The sequence below is a fragment of the Bacteroides ilei genome (genome assembly GCF_900128495.1).
Lineage (GTDB): Bacteria > Bacteroidota > Bacteroidia > Bacteroidales > Bacteroidaceae > Phocaeicola > Phocaeicola ilei.
In genome coordinates this window covers 2,147,361-2,162,669 of record NZ_LT635801.1, presented here as the reverse complement: position 1 = coordinate 2,162,669, position 15,309 = coordinate 2,147,361, and the positions used below count along the sequence as shown (strand labels likewise).

10 protein-coding genes are annotated in these 15,309 nt (G+C 43.9%); 2 read left to right on the top strand and 8 right to left on the bottom strand.

Annotated features, from left to right (window positions below):
* Window positions 1–30: 30 nt before the first annotated feature.
* Genes BQ7489_RS09285 through BQ7489_RS09275 form a run of 4 tightly spaced genes read right to left on the bottom strand, consistent with a single transcriptional unit; the run spans window position 31 to window position 3,962 of the window.
* Entirely contained in the window at window positions 31–1,341 is a 1,311-nt protein-coding gene (locus BQ7489_RS09285; RefSeq protein WP_072530766.1) for an ABC transporter permease, read from the bottom strand.
* A gap of 9 nt (window positions 1,342–1,350) precedes the next feature.
* The gene (locus BQ7489_RS17795; RefSeq protein ID WP_239496941.1) at window positions 1,351–1,572 is read right to left on the bottom strand and encodes a hypothetical protein; all 222 of its coding nucleotides are present in this window, start codon (window positions 1,570–1,572) and stop codon (window positions 1,351–1,353) included.
* A complete protein-coding gene (locus tag BQ7489_RS09280) occupies window positions 1,550–2,656 on the bottom strand; it encodes an ABC transporter permease (protein ID WP_239496940.1) in 1,107 nt (368 codons plus the stop codon). Before BQ7489_RS09280 ends, BQ7489_RS17795 begins: the two co-directional genes overlap by 23 nt.
* Before the next feature lie 55 nt (window positions 2,657–2,711).
* The gene (locus BQ7489_RS09275; RefSeq protein ID WP_072530765.1) at window positions 2,712–3,962 is read right to left on the bottom strand and encodes an efflux RND transporter periplasmic adaptor subunit; all 1,251 of its coding nucleotides are present in this window, start codon (window positions 3,960–3,962) and stop codon (window positions 2,712–2,714) included.
* A gap of 241 nt (window positions 3,963–4,203) precedes the next feature.
* On the opposite strand from BQ7489_RS09275, the gene BQ7489_RS09270 reads away from it, so the two are divergent.
* Complete coding sequence (locus BQ7489_RS09270) at window positions 4,204–4,707, top strand: 3'-5' exonuclease (RefSeq protein WP_083580543.1); 504 nt, start codon at window positions 4,204–4,206, stop codon at window positions 4,705–4,707.
* Window positions 4,708–4,728: 21 nt separating this feature from the next.
* Here BQ7489_RS09270 and BQ7489_RS09265 read toward each other — a convergent pair whose 3' ends face one another.
* Genes BQ7489_RS09265 through BQ7489_RS09255 form a run of 3 tightly spaced genes read right to left on the bottom strand, consistent with a single transcriptional unit; the run spans window position 4,729 to window position 9,693 of the window.
* On the bottom strand, window positions 4,729–7,485 hold the full coding sequence (locus BQ7489_RS09265; RefSeq protein WP_162617797.1) for a CHAT domain-containing protein: 2,757 nt from the start codon (window positions 7,483–7,485) through the stop codon (window positions 4,729–4,731).
* Between the two features lie 5 nt (window positions 7,486–7,490).
* A complete protein-coding gene (locus tag BQ7489_RS09260) occupies window positions 7,491–8,159 on the bottom strand; it encodes a hypothetical protein (protein WP_072530762.1) in 669 nt (222 codons plus the stop codon).
* Window position 8,160: 1 nt separating this feature from the next.
* Window positions 8,161–9,693, bottom strand: coding sequence for an SUMF1/EgtB/PvdO family nonheme iron enzyme (locus tag BQ7489_RS09255; RefSeq protein WP_072530761.1), 1,533 nt, complete (start codon window positions 9,691–9,693; stop codon window positions 8,161–8,163).
* Window positions 9,694–10,130: 437 nt separating this feature from the next.
* On the opposite strand from BQ7489_RS09255, the gene BQ7489_RS09250 reads away from it, so the two are divergent.
* On the top strand, window positions 10,131–10,439 hold the full coding sequence (locus tag BQ7489_RS09250; protein WP_162617796.1) for a hypothetical protein: 309 nt from the start codon (window positions 10,131–10,133) through the stop codon (window positions 10,437–10,439).
* Between the two features lie 539 nt (window positions 10,440–10,978).
* On the opposite strand, the gene BQ7489_RS09245 is transcribed toward BQ7489_RS09250, so the two are convergent.
* Window positions 10,979–15,208, bottom strand: coding sequence for a hybrid sensor histidine kinase/response regulator transcription factor (locus BQ7489_RS09245; protein ID WP_162617795.1), 4,230 nt, complete (start codon window positions 15,206–15,208; stop codon window positions 10,979–10,981).
* Window positions 15,209–15,309 lie beyond the last annotated feature (101 nt).

Genomic DNA, 15,309 nt, shown 5'->3' with positions numbered 1-15,309 from the left:
CGGACATCCTATCCATTTTTATCGTACGTTTCATTCATCGCGCAACGCATCGGCCGGCAACGTACGGGCCGCTCTACGTACCGGAATATAGGTACCAATAAGCGCAACCAACAGCAATATCAGGTAACTGAACAGCAAAACCACGGTAAAGTGAAAGCCAAACCGGTTCTGTCCATAGGCTGGATCGGGCACGAAATATTCACTCATCTCTAAAGTATACATCCCGTTGGTATATGCGTGATAAAACAGGAAAGGAATGGTTACAGCAAAAGCAATCGTTGCCAGCAGCCATGCTTCAATAAGAAACTGCCGTACAATGCATGCCTGCGAGGCTCCCATGCTGCGCATCACACCTATCTCTTCGCGGCGTGCATTGCTACGTATCCAGAAAGTACCTACCATACCCAGGAAGATGCAAAACAAGGCGAATCCTGTCAAGGCGTATTGCAAACGCAACTTATTGGTCACCCCACTTCGCACGGCATACGCATCACTCAAATCGGAAAAATCCTGCAAACCATTAAAATAGAAGTTACCCACCGAAAGCAACGGTGCGACCTCCTGCTGAAAACGCTGCTTGAAAGCCGATGCATCCACGCCCGGTTTCAGGCGAATGACAAAATTGTACATCCACGGCATATAAGAGCCACCTTGCATATCGCTATACATGCGGACAATAAGTGGATAAGGCTGCTCATAATCCCGGTGCTTGAAATTGCAGAAAACGCCCGCCACTTCAATGCCCTGTTCGCTTTCATAGATTTTCTTTCCTACCACATCGGTAGTACCGAAAAGCAGTTGTGCCAGCCTGGCCGAGATGTATACTTTATTTCCCGTTTGTGGCAACAACACCATTTCACCGCCTGTACGGGCATCCTTCATGCCGTAAGTATGAAACATATTGCTACCCTCGGCCGCCACAAAATGATATTGCTGGGCATGCACATAACCTTTATCCCGGTGCAATGAAGCCGTATCGGTAAAAAGCTGGGTACCGTTCCACGAATTGCTGTTCGGGAAACTCCAGCTGGTAGAAATGCTCCAGCTGTCCACTTCGGGCTGGTCACGGACAATACGGGCTATACGCCAATAAGCTTCCTTCGTCATCGAATCGGTTGCCATGGCCGGATCATAGTTGCCGTGTGTTTCATCATAAATGCCGATATTTACTACATAGAGACCTTCGGGATTGTATCCTTTGTCAATATGATAATTGGCTGTCAGAACATAAACGGGATCAATAGCCGTCCAAAGGAAAAAGCTGACGGCCAGCAATTCTATAAATATCCAGCCGTTCTGACGGCGCTGATTCCAAAGCTGATGTAAAATAGTCTGTAACATAACACATATTTATCTTTTCATATTCAATGACGCTACTATAGGATGCTTCAATGCCCACAGGGCCGGTATCAATGCCGAAACTACATTGAGCAACAGACACACGGCAAAAGTGCAACCAAAGACCATGGGATTGAACAGCATTTCGCCGGTGAGTGAAGTATTTACCGAACCCGAATAGATATTTTTGTCGAACAACGTCAATATCCAGTCACTGGCCGTCAACACTATCACATAAGAAAACAACAAACCAAGCATCCCCCCCGGTGAAAGTAAGAAGCAGATTCTCGGTCAACACCTGCTTGAGCAAACACCAGCGATTGGCCCCATAGGCCTTGCGGATGCCCAACTCGGAGATACGACTATCCATGCGAGAGGATATCATGCCGCTTAAATTCAACGCCGGAATAAAAAGCAGGGCCAAGAGAATATATAGGAAGCTTTTCGTCTGTTCGGTCATATCGGGAGCCCGGTCCACATCCTGACGGAAGGTACTCACCCAATACGGGTCGGGTTGTCCCATCAGATCATATTCATACTCCTTATCCTGCTGGGAATAACGGCGGAACACATCCTGCACCTCGTCACGCACCTCTTCCAGATTTTCTGCACGGTCAACCAACAAATAAGTATAGACATTACCCAGCAGCCCCCGTTCGTCCAGTTCTTCACTGATCTCCTGTGTGTTGAGTAACGGTACCCACAGGTCGGCCACAGTTTCGGGAGTCGCATTGGAAACATCATGCACCACCCCACACACACGGTAGTCTCTACCATTAAAAGTGAAATGCTTGTCCACCACCCCATCTGCCGCAGCAAAAAGCCGGCGGGCAGTCGACTCACTCAGCACTGCCACCAGGGCACGGGCCTCCACATCCTTCTGTGTAAAAGGATGGCCCTCGATGAAACGGAACGGGAATACCTGCCAAAAGGCTCCATTAACGAAACGGGGATTTATTTTCAAAGGCTGCATATCGGCAACCGACGCTTGATAAGTAACCCAAAAAGCAGGCATGCTACCTGCCACCTGCTCCACATGAGGCAGTCCAGGCAACATCTTGTCTACCACATAATAGGCTACACCTCCATGGATATTCCAATTGTCAGGTTGTTGTTTAGGATAGCGCTTCACCGGTTTGAGCACCAGTGTACGGTTGCGGTTATACTCGGGATAAATGGGTGCAAACTTGACATAAAAGATAATGAACAGTGTCATCACCAACGCTATGGACAGTCCTGTGCCCACCACATAGATACCTGTAAAGAGGCGGTTCTGCCGCATCAGTGTCCAAGCCTGTTTGAAATAATTCTTCAACATACGATTTTCTTTTTCGTTTCAAGGAGCCATTTACATGTGGGACTCCGATATTACCTTATTTTTTCAATTTCAGTTTATTCTTGTTCTTATACTGGCTCATGTCGCTCACCACTACCCGGTCGCCCGGTTGAAGTCCGGAGACCACTTCCACATACTCGAAATTGGAATCACCCAACTGTACTTTCCGTTTCACCAGTTCACCCGAGCCGTCCGCTACAAAAAGCTCATATTCACCACGGCCTACGTAATAACTGGCGTTGGCTATACGCAACACATCTTCCTTGACGGCATTCATTATATAGACATCGGTCTTTAATCCTGAACGGAGACGGCGGTTACTGTCATCGGCCAACTGCACGGTAAAGGAAATGACCCCGTTCTTCGACAGAGGTGTCACGCTGCTCACCTGCCCTTCCAGTTTCTCGCTGCCAATCTTAACAATGGCTTTTCCACCGGCAGCTACACGGTCGCCATATGTATCTGCTATCTCACCTTCTACCTTGAAATGACTCAAATCGGAAATGACCGCTATCTGTGAACCTTCGGTCACCTGTGCTCCTATCTGGTTATTGATATATGTCAGGATAGCCTTCCGTGGCGAACGCACCTGCGCATCATCCAGTGTACGCTTGGTCTCGGCCAGGCCCTTGAGAAAAATCTCATATTCCAGTTGCTTCACCTTCAGGTCGGCGGCCTTTACTTTCCGTTCATTGGCCAGTTGCTGATGCAACTGTTCCAGTTCCAGCTTTCCGGTTTTGAAGTTCAGTTCCGCCTGATGTACCCTGTCTGTCGTACCGGAACCCAGACTGTCCAGATAACGTTCGTTCCGGAGTTCCACTTCCATACGGTTCACCTTCATCTCGGCCACCTTCACCTGCATCTCCAGATCACTCAGAAACGTATTGTTGTTCACTTCCAGCTGTTCCAACTGGTAACGTTTCATCTGTTCTTCATCCAGCAACTTCTTGTATTCGGTTTCAGCACTCTGCAGATCCAGTTTCAGAATAGGTGTACCCACATCTACACTATCCCCTCCTTTTCTATAGACTTCCAGTATACGGGTATTGATGGGCGAGTTGATGATTTCCTCAAATGCCGGAACGACCTTTCCCGATGCACTGACACTCACCTCGATAGTACCCTGGCTCACTTCCGAAAAGACCAGGTCTTTTTCCTTCACGCTGCTGCGCATCAATGAAATCAGCACGATACAGAGTACCACACATCCTCCACCGATACCTCCATATTTTACAATCCTTTTATTACGTTCCCTCGAACGCACCTCTTTCGGTATTTCTCTATCCATAATCAAGTTTATTGTTAGCGACACCGTTTCTCAAACAAAGACCATGCCATATACATAACACACTAATGTACAATGGACTGACAAAAAACAAGGGTGTCCGTTTCCGGACACCCCGTACAATTCTGAACATAAGTTCCATACATTCCATCCCAGAGATTCTTTCCATAAAGCTCCCGGACTCTTCTTTTTTCCTGCATTTTCTTTGTAACTTCGCACACAGAAGCAATTTGATCCTCCAATTATGGAAAATTTCGCAGCCATTGATTTTGAAACAGCCAACAGAGAACGTTCCAGCGTATGCAGTGTGGGTGTGGTAATAGTCAGGAACGGAGTCATTGAACAAAAGATATACAGGCTCATCCGTCCCTACCCCAACTATTATAGCTATTGGAACACCCAAGTCCACGGACTGACCTACCAGGATACCTGCCGGGCACATACCTTTCCTGAAGTCTGGGCCGAAATAGCTCCACAGATTGCCAGACTCCCGCTGGTAGCACATAACAGTCCGTTCGATGAAGGATGCCTGAAAGCCGTTTTCGAAGCATACCACATGGAATATCCCCACTATACATTCTATTGTACCTGCCGGGCCTCACGTAAAACATTCAAGAAGGAACTGCCCAACCATCAACTGCAGACTGTAGCTTTACGTTGCGGATACGACCTGTCACAACATCATCATGCCTTGTGTGATGCGGAAGCATGTGCCTGGATTGCACGGAAAATCATTGATGAACCGTGATTACGGCTGTTTTACCCGATATCAATCCAAAGCGTCTAACAATATAAAGCTGGCCCAATGTTCGCTTGACCATCCTTGCTTCCGAAGTTCCTGAAGTGTCTGTACGAAAGCCTTATGTTTGGAACCTTCCTTAATCCAGTTCTTATAGAATAGGATCATCATATCGGCCGACTGTTTGTCGTATATGCTTTTAAGACTCATCATCAGTGAATGTACACCGGCGTTCTTGAATCCACGTTGCAGACCGAAAACCCCATCCTTATCCAATTTTCCCAACCCACTTTCACAGGCAGAAAGTACAGCCAGCTCACAATCACGGAAATTCATCCGGGCAATCTCATTTGCAGTCACCACGGCATCAGCAGGATCAACAGACAATGTATTCGCACCAGCCAGAACCAGAAAACTGCGCTCCATAGGATCCTCCTTTTCCATTCTGTCGGATACCTGATATACTCCATGGGTAGAAAGGTGCAACACATTCACATCCTCAGATTCCAGCTCCAGAAAATTATCCTTACCGGCATTGGTCCCCACTACGTACCGGACAACTTCAAACCCCGGTTCTTCCGATAACAGATTACGGATATCACGAACCTCCTCTAACGAATATGACAACAGACCGAAATCAAAAGTTCCATCATAAAAACGCCGCAGTGAATCTCCCTGCAAAACCGACAAGTTTTTTACCGCTTCGATTTCCGATACATCAGATGTCGGTTCCTGGGTATAGTCCACACCTCCCCAAAGAACCACTCTCCTCTTTTCAGGCAAAACCGGCAACTTACACAGTTCCTTAGTAGAAGACAAGCGGTACATGTCATACCGTTCAAATATAGGAATCTCCGAAACTGGCAGATACTCGATGGCAAGAGCATTCAATTCAGCATCGGCCGAAAAGAATACCCGTTTCTTCCCTTCCAGATACGGTATTATCCTACCCCATACCAATGTACCCAATTCTGTATTATCATAAATACCTGACAAACCGGTCGTCTGACTCAACAAACCACGTTTACATATTGGAATGATAGATGGCGAAGCACAATCCCTGGTAACCAGTAACGCCACTATCAGATTATCCCTGTCCAGCAATCCGTTTTTCACTTCGGCAAACTCTATGGCCACATCAGTTTTTTCCAACATTTTCTGTACATCTTTCCAGGTATACGACAAATAATCCGTATAATCCTTGTATTCGGCACAACGTTCCAGCAAAGTTATTTCCAGAGCATCATTGGCCTGTTTCAGCACCAATATGGAATCCGTCCGGCCACCCGATTCCCCGATTGCCGAGATCCGTTCCGTATTCTCCCTGATCTGTCTATAGACTTTCATCAATTCCGTATCGCCCGTACTACGGAGTACTTTTTCGAATTCAATGGCTGAATTGAGCAAAATACCCTTTGACAACAGCTGGGCGTCGTATGCGAGACCGGCCATACGGCCGTCTTCCATTCCAGCTGGCAAAAGAGCCATGACCATCAACGAGTCCAGAGCTTCTCCATATTCCTTCCACACCAGTTCACGGTCTGTTACATCCAGTGTCCGGAACGCATTCTTTACCGCCTTCCGTTCCGCCGGAACAAACCGGACATAATATTCCATCGCTCCGGCATATTCTCCCAAATTCTGATACTGCATAGCTATATTACCCAACATCTGCACATACCCGAGATCATCCTCACCCAACAGATTCTTATAGATATCAAGGTTTTTCAGATTTTCTTCCAGCAAATTCCGGATAACCTTCCTGTTCTGTGCCTCTACACCGGCCTCATCCTGAGCAATGCCTCCTTTCATACAACAGATATCCAAGGCCGACATGGCCAACCCCTTCTTCATCTCATCACCCAGTTTTTCATAAATGTCCACCGATTCCTTATACTGGTCTGCCGCCTCCTGATAACGTTCAAGCCTTACCAGCACATCGGCTATATTCCTGAGTACATCGGCATAATTTTCCCCCTCCTTATCCGAACTATAATAATCCTTGATCTCACCATATACCTCCAAGGCATTCTGATAATCCCCTTTCAAAAAATAGACCGAACCCATAGCCGACAAAGAGTTGTAATACACCCGGGACCGACCGGCTTCCGATTCCTCGCATACATTCCGATATTTCTGGAATCCGGCAATAGCCTCATCGAAGTTCCCCAGATAATAATCCGAATAAGCCAGGTTACGGAGAGCAGTCATGTAAGCATCATCCTTTACCTGCCTCTGTTCATAATCCGTACACAGGCTGCCGAAGTATTCCTTGGCCTCTCCGTAATTCTTGTTGCTGAACAGGAACTGTGCATATCCTTCTCTTGAAGCAGCCTTTTCTTCCGGTGTCCGACTCATGGAAATAGCTTCAAGGTAACATTTCTTCGCTTCCGTAAGGTTGTTCGTCACAGCATAATACCCGGCCCGTTCCAACATACATCCCGGTTCATTACATTCTTTTTCTAGTTCATGCTTGTTATATTCATCAATCAGACCCATATAGTACAGGAACTGCTGCTCATCATTCAACTCATAATATTCAAGAGCCAGCTTTTCAAGCAAGGCGCCATAAGATTCCGAAAACTTTTCAAGATATCCCAGGGCCTTTCCGTATGAAACCAGCGCGTTTTTCATATCACCTGCCTGTTCAAATTGAAGCCCTGTCTTATACAAAATCGCAGCAGTGTCCTGCCGGGCGGTATCACGTTGTGCCTCCAGCGCATTCTGTGCATGCCCCGACAGGCACAAAGCCAGGACAAACATACATGCCGATAATAAACGTTTCATATCTTTCATAGTTTTTGAGTATTCATGATCAAGGCGTAGTTTACAGGATAGTCTGTACAATTGGTAATTTCAATTAACATGATTTTGTTTCCTTCCGACTTTATCCCCCTCAATTTCCGGTGACTGTATCCTTCTGTCTCCCTATAATGATCTGAATAGACATTGCCCGGTCCGTTCAACTTTTCCAGAACCTTAACCTTCATATTGATAGCTCCGTATGGGTCCGTAACGGCAGAGACATCGACAGACAGGTTACCGGAAAGCCGGATTCCATACACCACCGTTCCACCTGGCGATACAGCCTTTGTAGTAAGTCTGACCATATTACTGACGCTGCGCCGGTTCTCCTTTTCAGCACGCAACAGATAGTCGGAAGCTGTCTTGTATACCAGACGGTTTACATATAGGCTATCCATAAATTCTGGAACAAAAACCAGCCGTCCGTTTACCGAAATCTCGGCCTTACGGTCTACATTCTGCAGGTTCAGGACACTCCATTTCACCGATTTCAATATACGGGAAGCATTCAGAAGTTCGCTCGGACTACCTTTTTCACTCAAACCGGATCTGGCCAACAGGCAGGCTTTCTCTATTTTCTCAAAATCCGTTTGTGCCCGGACGTGTATACAAAACAGCAGACTCAGGCAAACGACCCATAAAGCTAATGTCTTCATATTATTTTTTCTTTACAAGAACCAATCTCATGCCGATATCTTCAGCACCGTCATCAGCCGAATAGGTATCACGGTAAAAGACTTTCAGAAAATCCACATCATCCTTCGACAAATACGATCCTCCCCGAATAATATGTTTCCCGGCCTGGACATCCCCCAAAGGATCTGTTACAGATTCCCGGGTGTATATCCTCCAATCTCCATCCAGACACCATTCCTTGACATTCCCGGTCATATCATACAGTTCGAAACCATTGCAACCTTTACGCCCTACCTCCACTGCATGGCTCACATTCATATCCATTACCGCTGCCAGATCATCACTTCCGGCATAAACATAATCCGATCCTCCCTTAGCTGCATATTCCCACTGCGCTTCGGTAGGCAGTGAAAACATCCACTCATCCATCCTTACAGCCTCATTGAGCCGTTTTACAAATTCCTGACACCGGTTCCATGATACCGAAACGACCGGACAACAACTGTCTTTGGACGCAACAACCGAATCGGACATCACGGCATACCATTCCTTAACGGTCAATTCATATTTGGACATATAGAAATCATCTGTCAGCGTAACTTCATGCCGGGGACCCTCTATATCATGATAATCGTCTGTACCCATCATGAAAGTTCCTTCAGGAATATGCATCATATTATTGAAAACATCCCGGATAACAGCCAATTGAGTACACGACAGATTATCCGCCCAAAACACCATCAATGAATCTGTATATGGTTCACCGTACATCCGATGCCCATAGACCTGATTATCGGTATACACATAATTCCACCTTAACACATCCAGATGCTCCAAAGCCCTCACAGCCTGCTTCCGGACCGGAGCAGGCAACCTTTTTTCCAGAAACGCTTCATAATCGGACGCAGTCCGGCAACCATCCAATCCGGCAAGACAAGTATAATACCACATTCCCCACCAACCTACTGCCACCAGCATAAGCACACCCAGAATGATAGCAGACATTTTAACGAGAAACCGCCGTGGTGTCTTCAGACGACGAACAATATCCGGGACCACCGACTTGAACAGAAAATTCTTGCTATCATTGTAGAATACAGCTTGGATTCTCTTTATCTGGACAATATCATCAGGAAGCTGAAGACGGTCAAAATCAAACCTCTCCGTCGGAGCAAGAACCACAGGTATGATATTCTTCTTTTTTTCAATAGCACGCGCAATCTCGAAACGGACAAAATCAATGTTCCTTCCCTCCGACAATAATTTACGCTGTACAGCATCAAACTCTGTAATACCGCACCTTGCGTAACGCCGGTATTCTTCCGCACCTTCCATACCCACATGGGCAAAAGTAGACTCTCCCACTATCAGAATAAAATCTTTGCAGCGGTCAATCCGTTGAAGAATTTCCAGATCGAACGTTCCGTCAAAGTTTTCCCGATCAAAACTGACCTGTCCCTTATAACCGGACTTTTCCAGGAGAGACAAAAGGTGTTCTGCCTTATCAGCAGTTCCTGCGCGGCGATAGCTTATGAATATATTATAATGTCGCATCTCATGTCTGTTTTATCCGAATATTACAATACAACAACACCAAATGTAAACATTTATCCGGAAAAATCCAATTGTATTTTAAGAATTCAATGCAAACGTCAGCTTGAACGGATAAGACCTGGAGACAAAATTGGATACAGAATTATTTCAGGACTGACACTTATATTGTCCATCAGATCCAGTTATCCCCGTACGTCAACGTATGTTCCGTATCGGGAAGCATCAACAAATGCAACACCTTAAAAAAGAGATCTTCTTTTTTCATAAACCCTATTCTTTACAAGTTGTGTATAGATAGTCATTAAAGCAGAAATCCAGAATCATATCCTATAAAACTACAGATAAATCCGAACTTTAGGACATTTTTCAGGTTGATAAAGTCGTGAAAGAGAAGGCAAAAAACTAATCTTTGCCCATAAGCCTCCTAAAATACCAACATGAAAAAATTACTTATGCTTCTAGTCATCCTTTGCCAGACAAACAAGTGTACCGAGAAACCCATAGAGACATTCATCCGTAGCGTCATGATCACGACTCCCGTCCGTTCCGATGCCGAACGTATAAAACATTTTTTCGAGGTAGTACGTGAAAGTCACGACATCAGTCTGGGATTGGAAAAGCCGCACAACTTTGACCCTTTTGGGCACAATATGATAGATCCTTCTGGTCCCAATAGCATTGATCACTTAGTACTATATTATCTGAGATTTTTTTGTGTAGATTTGATAGCCCAAGTCCTGATGTAACGGGGTAATAATAAAATCTATACAAATAAATAAAAGAATCAAAAAAGCTTTTTGAGATGTTATGTAGCCGGGATGGGAATTAAAGAAACGGTATCCACGTTTTGTACTTCCCGTAACACGGTCCGCAAATATGTCTGCCTATTTCTTTCAAGCGAGAAAAGCATTGAGCAGCTTCTTTCTCTTTCCGATGAGCAATAGCATGAGATCTTCGGTTGTCCGGAGTCTCGTCATCAGGAACCTTCTGCCAGAAAGATTGAACTGGAAGCCTTGCTTCCTGGGTATGCATTCCACCTAACACGCAAAGGAACAAGTATCTATAAAACTATTAATTATAGGCTACTCAAAAAGGAAATTAAAAGATCAATTCTTAGTTAAATAAAGAATTTCAACAAGTTATTTATAGTATATTGCTCACATTCTAGTTATTTATTTATGCATAATTCTTATTTTTTAGGACATATAGTAAGGCTGCTATATTCACAATTAACATGAAGCATTTTATGTTTATTGTCCACCTTTTTATCATTGTTGTACAAAAACTATTGTTTGGCAAAATCAGATGGCGTAACACCAAACTTATTTTTAAAGACCTTACTGAAATGGGAGTTGCTTCCAAAGCCCGTCTCATAAATTATCTCCGTGATATTCATATCTGTATGTTTCAACAAGTAGGCCGCCTTATTCAGTCGCATATCCCGGATGAAATCACCCAATGACTGCCCGGAAATATCTTTCACCATAGCATAAAGTCTTGTCCGACCAAGCCCCAAATGCTTGCATAGCATATCAACGGAAAGATCCGGATTCGATATATTATCTTCCAGGAATCCGTTTAGGCTTTTTATAAACTCCTTGTCTTTTTCCGATTTTATGGATTTACGAGTTACTTCTGGTTTTATCGGTTCCTGTCCCTCCATCTGTTCCCCCGGATTTGCTTCCACGGATATTTCCTGTGTATACCCAGCCTGCATCATACGGAGTTTCTGCGTCATAAGTCTGGCCACATTAAGTTCCAATATCTTCATGGAGAAAGGTTTGGGAAGATACAAATCAGCTCCCGATTCATAACCCTCAATCTGATTTTCGACCGTACTTTTTGCAGTAAGGAGAATTATCGGAGTATATGCGATTGACAGGTTATTTCGGATGGCCTTGCACATCTCTATACCGTCCATTAACGGCATCATCACATCACTGATAATCAAATCAGGATAGAATTCCGTACATTTTCTCAATCCTTCTTCTCCGTTTTCGGCAGTAATCACATGGTATTTCACCTGGAAGTGCTCTTTCAGCATGGACAACAATTCCACGTTGTCCTCCACCAGCAACAGGGTCTGCTTGTCTGGGTCACCTGTCGCTTCCTTACCTTCATCTACCGATGTTCTCTGAGGCTCCATATCATAGTTATATTCCACGTGAACTGATTGCAAATAGTCATGTACATCAAACGTATTGTTTTCGTCTTGCACTTCTTCTTTCAATCTCATCGGCAATGTCACAATGAATTCCGTACCCTTCATCCGTTCACTGCTCACTATGATGTTTCCACCATGCAGAAGCACCATGTTCTTTGCAATGGCAAGTCCTATGCCCGAACCTAAATGTACCGATGAATTGTCTCTTATTTGAAAAAAGCGGTCGTAAATCTTGCCGATTGTTTCCGATGAGATTCCAACTCCCGTATCAGAAACTTTTAAGATACAGACTTCTTCGCCCCATATAGTATCTCCTACTTGGAAAGAGTTCTCATATTTAGGACAAGGACTCACATCTGTACCGGTTGTAAGAGAGACTTCCACGCATCCTCCATTGGAGGTATATTTCATGGCATTGGAAAGCAGGTTTATCAGTACCATAGAAAATTTCTCCGGATCGAATTTCATCAGTACGTTTTCTTGCACCGAGGTGGTAAACTCTATTTTCTTACGCAATGCCCACGGAGAAAACTCCTGCACAATCTGTTGTACGTACCTGTCAATTCTGTCTTCTTGCAGATTCAAATCGGCTATGTTCAGGTCACTCTTTCTGAAATCTACCAGCTCTGTAATCAGGGTCAGCAGTCTGTTGGCATTTCGGGATACAGAGTTGAATGACTCCTGAATCTTTTGTGGCACCTGCCCTATTGTCCGACCAAACTCATCTTCCATTCGTTCCACTGACGATAGAATAAGTGTTAAAGGCGTTTTGAATTCATGGGAAATATTCATGAAGAATTGCAGTTTCAGCTGATGATTCTCCTCATCCTTTTGTTTTTCCATCTCATGTAAGGATATTTTGTGTCTCATATTCAGCTCCTTTACATACAGATAGAAAATAAACAATACCAGTGAAAAGGTAAATATCAGATAAGTAATTTTGGCCCAAGGAGAAAGCCACCAGGGGGGAAGTATCTCAATCCGCAGTTTTTTACTTACCGGATTCCAAGTCTGTCCATTATCCGTAGAGTACTGCAGTTCGAAGTCGTAAGTGGAATAATCTAGATTTGAATAAAGTACTTTATTCTCACTCACTGGTACTTCCCGCCATTCTGTATCATATCCTCCCAATTTATACCGATACATAATCCTGTTCGAAAGGCGGTAACCTAAGGCCGAAAACTCTATCGAAAAATCATTTTGGTCATGGTGCAGCGTCAATTTCACCAGTTTATCTAAAATCTCAGGGAGCACAACCACTCCATTTATCTTTTCACCGACTAGAATTCTCTTTCCATGAACATATAAATTTGACAAATAAAGCTGATACTTTTCATTTCCAGTCTGCACATGATTAGGATAAAAATAGCTCAATCCGTCTATCCCTCCCATGTACATCATTCCATCTTTTCCTTTGTAGCCAGCTCCATATTTGAAGAAATTGCCTTGCAATCCGTCCAGATAATCAAATCGAGACAGGATACCGGTATGCGTATCCAGCTTCATAATACCATATCCACCAATCCACACATTGTCACTCTTATCTACCATCACAATTTCCGCGTCATTACTCATCATACCATCCTGCGTCATATAGGACGTTGCGGTATAAGCATTGTCCGTATCTCCTTGGATAACCAAGCGGTTCAGACCTCCCCCCAACGTGCCGACCCAGTAAATTGAATCATTCTGCTTGTCAATGCATGCCAGAAAGTTATTCGACAAGGAATGAGGGTTCTTCAAATCAACTCTATAAGAAACCACTTTTTTAATGTCCAATTCAGTTCCTTTCAAAATAAATCGAGAAAGCCCTTTTCGGGTACATACCATCATTTCATTCTTTTCCTGATCAAAAAACATATAGGGTATGCACTCCGATTTCAATCCATCGCCAATACCTAAATGTTTCACAAACGTAAGTTTTCCATTTTCTTCCTTAAAACAGTAAATACCATTTTTCCAGGTACCTACCCATAGAAAACCGTTCGCATCATATTCCATGCGGGTCACATCGACAGCAGCCTTTACCAATGCTTTCTCATTATTGGATATGACATACGATATCGTATTGGCCTTCACGTCGTATGCTACCAGTCCATTTATCAATCCCACATAAAGAATACGCTCATCCTTATTAAACTTTAGAGCCTTAAACACATTTCCTTTTCCCAGAAATTGAGAAAAGTCTGTAAACATCAGAAGGCCCTCATCCGTACGATACTTATTCAAGCCTTGTTTCTGGGTCAGAAGCCAAAGTGTACCGTCAGAGCTTCTTTCAATTCCTTTGACAAAAGCACCTTTTATTGAATGTTCATTCGACGGACTATCATATATCGTACCAAATAAAGGCATCGACAGAGATACATAATTCACTCCCTTTCCCCAGGTTCCAATCCACAGATTATGAAAACTGTCTATGAACAACGTAGAAATAAAATTGGATGAAATGGAAGTAGTATATGCAGATTTTCGGGCATGAATATCTGCGTAAATCTTACCTGAATTTGTAGAAATCTGCAACAAGCCAATATTCGAGGCACACCATAAAGTATTGCTTCGGTCCACAATCAGTTTTCCCGAAGTATGTTGAGGAATCTGTGCATTCAAGTTATGGAAGTCATAAAAATCATAACGTGACAAGTTCAGACTTCCATCTGTATTCAATGGGAATCTGGCACAACCGGAGGACACTCTCAGATACAGGAAATTGTCTCGGATATAAAGTGAGGAAGATGCCTCATTCCTTCGGGAAATTTCACGGCATTTATAAGAGTTCACAATTTTCACCTTGCCATGAGCCAGCTTCATCTGCAAAAGTACATCGGGAGTACACAACCAAGTATAATCGCCATTTTTCACAATCGTATGTACATCTTTCTTCGCCGACAAGACCTCAGATTCTTTCCCATAAGAAGAAAGTAAGTTCTTTTTATGGTCTACCTTTACCACATACATGGAATCAGAAGTTACCACCCACAAAACTCCCTCTTCGGTGGCATATACTTTGTCCACCAAAGTGGAAGACAATACCTGAAGGTCGGCAGACAGTTCAAAACTGGCATAATTTCCCTGATTATAATTAAACCTTAACAAACCGCTTTCTGTACCAATCCACAAGTTGCAGGAATCTGTAGCCAGCGAAGTAATGCGGTCGTGGAGATAGCGGATTCTGTCCGTCGGTTTATAATAGTCATACGATTGCAGGTTATAGCCATCGAAACTTTGCAATCCTCCATTGGTCCCAATCCAGATAAGTCCGTTCACATCCTGAGTCACACAGGTTACATCTGTATGTAATAACCCGTTCTCCATTGTCAACGTCCTGAACTTAGGAGCAGTTGCAGCCGTCAAACTCAGACTGATAAAAACTAGCAAACAGCCAAAAAGTATTCTTGTTTTTTCTTTTAAGGACATCATAATATAATATTACATTTTCAACAAAGATAAGATAT